General features: G+C 70.0%; 1 protein-coding gene. It reads left to right on the top strand.

Features of this window, described 5'->3' with window-relative positions; genetic code table 11:
• A partial coding sequence (locus ACFVHY_RS24395) for an amino acid adenylation domain-containing protein (protein WP_390275948.1) occupies nucleotides 1-9,519 on the top strand: 9,519 nt, incomplete at both ends.

Below are 9,519 nucleotides of genomic sequence, written 5' to 3'. Positions count from 1 at the left end.
CCTCGTCGAGGCAGTCGCCGGACGCGGCGCGAATCTGCCACCCGTGGTGGCGGTGTCGCCGCGCCCGGACCGGATCCCGCTGTCGTTCGCGCAGCGCCGAATCTGGTTCATCAACCGGTTCCAGCCCGACTCGGTCGCCTACAACATCCCGGCGGTACTGCGCCTGACGGGTCCGCTCGACACCCACGCGCTGCGCGCCGCCATCGTCGACGCGGTGGAGCGGCACGAGGTGCTCCGCACGACCTTCCCCGACGACGCCGGCGAGCCGTATCAGCTGATCCACCCCACCGGCGAGGTTGATACGCGACTCGACTGGGCGCTGGTGGACTCCGCCGACGAGCTCGAACTCGCCGCGGGAACCGGATTCGACGTCACCGCCCAGTGGCCCCTGCGGGCCCGACTCTGGCGCATCGACGACACCGAGGCGATCCTCGCGATCATCCTCCACCACATCGGCGCAGACGGTGAGTCGCTGGCGCCGCTGGTCTCCGACGTCGTTGCGGCTTACCAGGCGCGCAGCCGGGGGTCCGAGCCGGAGTTCGGCCCGCTGGCGGTGCAGTTCGCCGACTACGCGATCTGGCAGCACGACGTCCTCGGCGACCCCGATGACCCGGACTCGATCATCGGTCGCCAGCTCGGGTACTGGACGGCCCAGCTCGCCGGACTGCCGGAGGTCCTCGAACTCCCGGCGGATCGTCCACGTCCGGCGGTGGCGTCCAACCACGGTGCACACCACAGCCTGCAGATCCCCGCGGACGTCGCCGCGGCCGTCGACGCCTTGCGCGCCGAGCGGGGGATGACCTCCTTCATGGTGGTCCACGCCGCCCTCGCGGTCGTCCTCGCCCGGCTGTCGGCCACCGAGGACATCGCGGTCGCCACCCCGATCGCGGGACGTGGTCAGCGTGCCCTCGACCCGCTCGTCGGCATGTTCGTCAACACCTTGGTCCTTCGCTCCGAGGTACGGCCGGGTATGAGTTTCGACGAGCTGCTTGCCGCGGTCCGGGTCACCGACCTGGACGCGTTCGCGCACGCCGACGTGCCGTTCGAGGCCCTGGTGGAGCGAATCAATCCGGTTCGCTCAGAGGCGTTCTCGCCGCTCGCCCAGGTGATGCTGTCGTTCGATCCGGCCATGTCGGCCGGTGCGGTCGTCGACGCGGTGACCGAACTGGGGATCGCGCCGGTCGAGCGGGACTCGGTCGCCGCCCAGATGGACATGACGGTCACCGTGACCGCGACACCAGATGCCGCGTGGGACGTCTCGCTGATCTACGCGACCGATCTGTTCGACGAGCCGACGATCGCCGAATTCGGCGCGCGCTTCGTCGAGGTACTGCGCCGGCTCGTCACGTCTCCCGCCGCCCCGGTGGGTGACATCACCCTGCTCGACGATGCCGCGCATGCACAGATCGAGAGCGCCGAGTCGGGCGCCGAGACCGCCGTTCCCGCTGTCACCCTGCCCGACGCCCTCGTCGCCCGGGTCGCGGAGAACCCGGACGCGCTTGCGCTGTCGTTCGGCGGCCGGTCGGTGCGGTATGGGGAGTTCGGTGCTCGGGTGTGGACCCTCGCCCGAACCCTGCTCGCCTCCGGCGTGCAGCCCGGAGACGCAGTCGCCGTGTGCCTTCCGCGATCGATCGAGATGATGGTGGCCATTCACGCCGTCGTCGCCGCCGGCGGGCACTACGTACCCGTCGATCCGGCCGCGCCACGCGATCGCGCGGCTTACATGGTCGAGACCGCGGGTGTGCGTCACGTCCTGGTCGCGGCCGGTCCTGTGCCGGAATCAATTGCGGCACTGAGTGAATCGGTCTCGGTTGTCGTGGTCGACGCGACCGCCGAGGTCGACCTCGCCACCGCACCGGTCACCGACGACCAACGGCTCGCGCCCCTGCAGCCCGCCGATGCGGCGTACACGCTGTTCACGTCGGGGTCGACGGGGCGGCCGAAGGGTGTGACGGTGTCGCATGCGGCGATCGTGAACCGTCTGGAGTGGATGCGGGACTGGTATTCGATCGAGGACTCGGATGTCTTCGTCCAGAAGACGCCGGTGACGTTCGATGTGTCGGTGTGGGAGTTGTTCCTGCCGTTCGCGGTGGGGGCGACGCTGGTGGTGGCCGAGCCGGAGCGGCATGGTGATCCGCGGTATCTGGCGGAGTTGATCACGGCTGAGCGGGTGTCGGTCATCCATTTCGTGCCGTCGATGTTGTCGGTGTTCCTCGATGTCCTGGGCGATCGGGTGGGTGAGCTGTCGTCGTTGCGGTTGACGTTCACCTCGGGTGAGGCGTTGACCGCGCCGGTGGCGCAGGCGTTGGTGGCGGCGTTGCCGGGCAACGAGGTCCACAATCTCTACGGTCCGACCGAGGCGGCGGTGGACGTGACCGCTCATCAGGTGCGGGCGGGGGAGACGTCGGTGCCGATCGGCGTCCCCGTGCCCAATACTGCTGTACGAGTTCTGGATTCGCGCCTGCACCGGGTGCCGGTCGGCGTACCCGGTGAGCTGTACCTGTCGGGTGTCCAGCTGGCGCGGGGATACGCGTCGCGCCCCGATCTCACTGCGGATCGCTTCGTCGCCGATCCGTACGCCGCGCCGGGCGGCCGGATGTACCGGACCGGTGACCTCGTCCGCTGGAATGCGCGTGGCCAGTTGGAATACCTGGGCCGCACCGACTTCCAGGTGAAGCTTCGCGGCCAGCGACTCGAGCTCGGCGAGGTCGAGACGGTTCTGGCGTCCGTACCGGGCGTGGTCCACGCCGCCGCGACGGTGGCCGAGTCGCCTCGCTCGGGACAGCATCTGGTGGCCTACTTCGCCCCCGACACCGTGTCCACGGACGCGGTCAAGGCGGCCGTGGTCCGGGAACTGCCGGAGTACATGCGTCCCACGGTGTGGATGCCGCTGCCCGACATCGCCCTCAACAGCTCGGGCAAGATCGACCGGAAATCCCTGCCGCAGCCGCACTTCGGCAGCGGCGAGACAGTCGCTCCCACCACCCCCGTCGAGGAGTCGGTGGCCGCTGTCTTCGCCGATGTCCTCGGTGTCGACCGGGTGGGCGTGACCGACAGCTTCTTCGACCTCGGCGGCAACTCGCTGTCGGCGATGCGCCTGGCCGCGCGCGTCGGCGACGTGCTCGGCACCGAGATCACGGTCCGGGACCTCTTCGATGCGCCGAACGTCCGCGACCTGATCGCGTCGGGGTCGCGGCACGCTCACGGACGCGCCCCGATCGTCGCGGTGTCGCCTCGCCCCGAACGCATCCCGCTGTCGTTCGCACAGCAGCGCATGTGGTTCATCAACCAGTTCGATCCGAGCCTGCCCACCTACAACATCCCGGCCGTCGTCCGGATGTCGGGCCGGCTCGATGTCGAGGCACTGCGCGCGGCGATCGCCGATGTGGTGGTACGGCACGAGGTGCTGCGGACGACGTTCCCGCAGGACGCCGAGGGTCCGCACCAGGTGATCGCCGATGCCGACCAGGTGCCCGCGCATCTCGTTTTCTCGCACGTGCATACCCAGGGCGACTTCGAGGCCGAGGTGTCCCGCGGCTTCGACGTGGCCGCCCAGTGGCCGGTCCGCGCGTGCCTGTGGCAGATCGACGCCGACACCCACGTCCTGGGCCTCGTCACCCATCACATCGCCTCCGACGGCGAGTCGCTGCAGCCGCTGGTCGCCGACATGGTGACGGCCTACGTCGCGCGCAGCGCCGGGGAGACCCCGACGTTCGTCCCGCTCGCGGTGCAGTTCGCCGACTTCGCGATCTGGCAGCACGAGCAGCTCGGTTCAGCCGACGACCCCGAGTCCGTCCTCGGCCGGCAGCTCGCCCACTGGACCGGCCGCCTGGCCGGCCTTCCCGACGTGCTGGAGCTTCCGGCCGACCGCCCGCGCCCGGCGATCGCCACCGCCCGGGGCGGCCGCATCGGCTTCGAGATCCCGGCCGACGTCGCCGAGGCGGTGGCCGGCGCCGCTCGTGCGCACGGTGTCACCCCGTTCATGGTCGTGCACGCGGCCCTCGCGGTGCTCCTCGCGCGCCTCTCGGCCACCGGCGACATCGCGATCGCCACACCGGTCGCGGGCCGCGGATCGCGGGCGCTCGATCCGCTCGTCGGCATGTTCGTCAACACCCTGGTACTGCGGTCGCGCGTGGTGCCCGGCATGACGGTCGACGAGTTGCTCGCCCAGGTTCGGGCCACCGATCTCGACGCCTTCACCAACGCCGATATCCCGTTCGAGACCCTCGTCGAACATCTGGATCCGATCCGCTCCGAGGCGTTCGCACCGCTCGCCCAGGTCATGCTGACCATGGACCAGTCGCTGCTGTCCGGGGCCGTACTGCCGGTCGGCGGCGGCGGTTCCGCCGACGCGCCCGAACTCGCCGGACTGTCCATCACGCCGGTCGACCCGCCACAGGTCTCGGCGCAACTCGACCTGGCCGTCGCCGTTGCGGCCGATGTCCCCGGTCGCGCGTGGTCGGGCACGGTCATCTACGCGCAGGACCTGTTCGACCCCGAGACGGTGACCGAACTCGCGACCCGGCTGGTGTCGGTGCTGAGCGATCTCGCCGGCGCCGGGCGCCGATCCCGTGCGGTTGGCGACCTGGCCCTGGTCTCCGCCGACGACCGCGCGCGCGTCGCCGAGTGGTCCGTGGGGCAGTCGGCGACCTTCGGCCGGTCGGTGATCGCCGAGGCGGTGGCCGACGGTGTCGCCGCACACGCGGCACAGATCGCGGTGCGGTTCGCCGACCGTGAGGTCACCTACCGTGAATTCGGTTCCCGCGTCGCCGATCTCGCGCGGGTACTGATCGGATCCGGAGTGGGGCCGGACGTCGCCGTCGGTGTCTGCATCGACCGGTCGGTGGAGATGGTCGTCGCCGTGCACGCCGTCCTCGCCGCCGGTGGCCAATACGTCCCCATCGATCCCGGAGCGCCCACCGACCGCGTCGAGTACATGGTCGACACCGCCCAGGCGCGGATCGTGCTGGTGGCCGCGGGAACCCTGCCGCCCGCGATCGACGGCCTCGGCGACCGCGTGCAGGTCGTCGAGGTGGACACCTCGACGCCGCCGACGGAAGCCGCGCCGGTCGCCGACGCCGAGCGTCTGGCGCCGTTACGCGGTGACCACGCCGCATACACGCTCTTCACCTCCGGTTCGACCGGCCGCCCCAAGGGCGTGACGGTGTCGCATGCCGCCGTGATGAACCGCCTCTGGTGGGGACTCGGTGAGTTCGCCTGGGCCGTCGGCGACCGCGTCGTGCAGAAGACGCCGTACACGTTCGACGTCTCGGTGCCGGAGCTGTTCGGCCCGCTCCTGACCGGCGCGACGATGGTCGTCGCCCGTCCGGGTGGACACACCGATCCGGAGTACCTGGCCGACCTGATCGTCGAGACCCGGGCCACCTCGGTGCACTTCGTGCCCTCGATGATGTCGATCTTCCTCGACCTCGTCCCGGATGCTCGGTTCGCCGAGTTCTCGTCGCTCCGTTGGGTGTTCGCGTCCGGCGAGGCGCTGCCCGCGGCCGTCGTCGCCCGGCTGCACGCCCTGCTGCCGCAGGTGCAGATCGTCAACCTCTTCGGTCCGACCGAGGCGGCGGTCGAGGTCGCCGTCGCGGACGTGACCTCGGCCCCCGCGCTGATCCCGATCGGCGCGCCTGTGGCGAACACGTCCACCTGGGTCCTCGACGCCCGGCTGCGGCCGGTGCCTGCCGGTGTCCCGGGTGAGCTCTACCTCGGTGGCGTACAGCTGGCGCGCGGTTACGCGGCGCGCCCCGACCTGTCCGCCGAGCGTTTCGTCGCCGACCCCTTCGGCGCACCGGGCTCCCGGTTGTACCGCACCGGCGACCTGGTGCGGTGGCAGGCCGACGGCTCGCTGGAATACCTGGGTCGCACCGACTTCCAGGTGAAGTTGCGTGGCCAGCGCATCGAACTCGGCGAGATCGAGTCGGTGATCGCTGCCGTCGACGGCGTCGTGCACACCGCCGTGACGGTCGCCAAGGCCCCGACCGGCGCCGACCATCTTGTCGGTTACGTGGCACCGGAGGACGTCGACCTCGACTCGGTCAAGGCGGCCGTGGCGGCGGAGCTGCCGGAGTACATGCGACCGACGGTCTGGGTGACGGTTCCGTTCCTGGAGCTGAACACCGCGGGCAAGATCGACCGGAAGGCGTTGCCCGAACCCGACTTCGGCGTGCACACCGAGGACTATGTGGCGCCGGCGAGCTCGACCGAGGAAACGCTGGCCGCGATCGTCGCGCACCTGATCGGTGTCGACCGCGTCTCGGTCACCGAGTCGTTCTTCGCTCTGGGTGGCGACTCGATCATGTCGATTCAGCTGGCCTCGGCGGCGCGTGCCGCCGGTCTCGACCTGTCCCCGCGCGAGATCTTCGAACTCCGCACGATCCGGGCGATGGCCGCGACGGCCGACAACGGGGCCGCACGCCTGGAGATGCTCGAGGAGGGCGAACCGGCCGGCGTCGGCCAGGTCACGGTGTCGCCGGTCGTCCACTGGATGATCGAGCATTCCCGGGAGCCGGCCGACTTCGCCGACTTCGTCCAGGCTGCCGTGCTGCTGGCGCCGGAGGACCTCGACGTCGCGCAGATGAGCGAACTGCTCGCCGCGGTCGTCGCCGCGCATCCGATGCTCACCGCGACGCTGATCGAGACCGAAGACGGCTGGCAGTCGGTCGCGGGCAACGGCTTCGACGCGGCCGAGGCCGTCAGCGGCGTCACGAGCACCGCGGCGATCGGCACCGCCGGGTTCGACGCCGATCTGCGCGCCGCGTTCCGGACCATCTCGGCCACGCTGGATCCGGCGACCGGCCGTCTCGTGCGTGCCGCAATCGTCCGGGACCCCGGCGGCGCCGGACGCGTGCTCGTCGTGATCCACCACCTCGGCGTCGACGCCGTGTCGTGGCCGGTCCTGATCGAGGACTTCGTCACCGGCTGGGCGCAGCTGTCCCGCGGTCGCGAGATCGATCTGCGAGCAGAACAGACGAGTGCTCGGGCGTGGACGAACGCCGTTGCGGCGAAGGCCGATTCGTGGTCGGAACAGATCGGTCACTGGCTCGATCGGCTCCCGGCCCGCCCTACCTCGCTGGGCGTCGAGCTGGACCGCAGCCGGGACCGCATGTCCACCGAACGCCTCGTCTCCGTCGAGATCGACGCCGACGTCACGGCGGCGGTGCTGACGTCGGTGCCCGAGGCATTCGGCGGCAACGTCAACGACGTGCTCCTGGGCGCGTTCGCACGCGCCGTCCGGTCGTGGCAGACCCATCGCGAGGTTGCCGACACCGCACCGGTCACGGTCCTCACCGAGGGGCACGGGCGATACGAAGAGGTACTCGCCACCGGGCCGTCGCCGCGCCGCGCCGACCTGTCCCGGTCGGTGGGCTGGTTCACCACCCTGGTCCCGGTGTCCCTCGACCCGGGCGAGGACGTCGTGCACGCGGTCAAGGCGGCCAAGGAGGAACGACTGGCCCAGCCGGACAACGGCATCGGGTTCGGCTGGTTGCGGTACGGGCCCGGAGCCGACGCCGAACTCGCGTCACGACCGCTGCCGACCATCTCGTTCAACTACTTCGGCGCAGGCAGCGGGGCCTCCGTTGCGCAGACCGACGCCCTGCCGTTCACCAACGCGCCCGACGCGCCGGTCCTCGGCTCGTCCGCATCCGGCGCGATGGTGTCGCTGGCCGCGCTCGGTGTCACCGTCACCACGTCGCACGACGCGGACGGTAGGCGAAAGCTGGTGGCCGGGGCCAACTTCCCGGGCGCACTCTTCACCGAGGACGAGATCGACGCGCTGTTCGGCCTCTGGGCGCACGAGCTCTCGGCCGTCGTCGACCTGGTCCGGGCGGGCGCGTCGATCGGACTGTCGCCGTCTGACGTGCCGGGCACCGGACTCACCCAGCACGAACTGGACGCACTGGCGGCGTCCCACCCGGGCGCGGACATCTGGCCGCTGACGCCGTTGCAACGGGGACTGCACTTCCAGGCCGAGCTCGCGCAGGGCGGTATCTCCGAAGGCGCCGTCGATGTCTATGTGACGCAGGCGATCCTGACGCTGGGCGGTGATGTGGATGTGACGTCGCTCCAGCGCGCGGCGCAGGCACTGTTCGCCCACCACCGAGTGCTGCGATCGGGATATGTGCGCACTGCGGATGGAACCGTCGTCGCGGTCGTGCCACCGTCGGTGGAAATCCCGTGGGACGTCGTGGACCGCAGTACGCCGGTCGCCGGCGCAGCACCCGAAGACCTCGACACGATCGTCGCGGAACTCGCCGATGCACAACGGATCCGCCCGTTCGACCTCGCGTCGCCGCCACTCGTCCGCTTCGTGGTGGTCCGTGGACCGGACACCACCCGGGTCATAGTCACCAACCACCACATCATCCTGGACGGATGGTCTGGCCCGCTCGTTCTCGCTGATCTGCTCTCCCTGTACGCAACCGGGCAGACCTATACCGGACAGGTCGCCCGGACCACCCAGGACTTCGCCGACTACCTGCGCCGTATCAACGGGACCGATCAGGCAGCCGGTGTGGCTGCCTGGGCGCAGATCCTCGCCGACGTGGACGAACCGACGCTGGTCGCCCCGGGCGTCGAGGCCACCGCAGACACGCTCCCGCAGCGGCATGACGTGGCGGTCGATGCTCGCGTCGCCTCGGCGGTCGACGCGCTGACGCGCGACCACGGCATCACCACGGCGACCGCGCTGCAGGTGGCATGGGCGATCCTGTTGTCACGGCTGACGGGCAACCGGGTGGTCACGTTCGGCGAAACCGTCTCCGGGCGGCCGTCGGATCTCGATGGAGTCGAGTCGATGGTCGGCCTGTTCATCAACACGCTGCCCGCGGTCGTCGACGTCGATCCGCAGTCCTCGGTTCTGGACATTCTCGCCGAGGTACAGGCGAAGAAGGTGACGGTCCTCGATCACCAACACCTGGGGTTGTCCGACATCCTCTCGTCGGTCACGTCACCGGTGGCGTTCGACACGCTCGCAGTTCATGAGTCGTACCCGGTCGATACGGACTCCATTACCGAAAGCGGCACCGAAGATACGGTGTCGGTCCTAGATGTCGAGACACGGGACTCGACGCATTACCCCCTCAGCTTCGTAACGTCACGACGGGGCGGACAGCTGGTCCTCGAACTTTTGTACATCCCCGCCGCGTTCAGCGGCGAGCAGGTGGCAACATACGCGGACGCACTGATCCGGATCCTCACGCAGTTTGGTCGCGACCCCGGTGTGACGCCCGGGGACATCGCCCTACTCGATGACGCGGATTACCGGCGTAGGTTGACTGCGCCGGTGACCCGGACCATCAACAGTGACGCGCCTTTGCCGGAGTTGTTTGCGCGTTCGGTGCGATCGTTCGGCGATCGGCCCGCGGTGGCCGATCCCGAGATCACGGTGGATTATCGCGAGCTCGATAAGCGGTCGGCCGCGGTCGCCGCGGCCCTGCGCGCGCGTGGGGTGTCCACCGGCGATCTCGTCGCCGTGGCGACCTCCCGCGGCGTCGATCTCGTTTCCTCGAT

Source organism: Gordonia sp. NPDC127522 (genome assembly GCF_042672305.1).
Taxonomy (GTDB): Bacteria; Actinomycetota; Actinomycetes; order Mycobacteriales; family Mycobacteriaceae; genus Gordonia; species Gordonia hongkongensis.
This window is presented reverse-complemented; position numbering and strand designations above follow the sequence as displayed.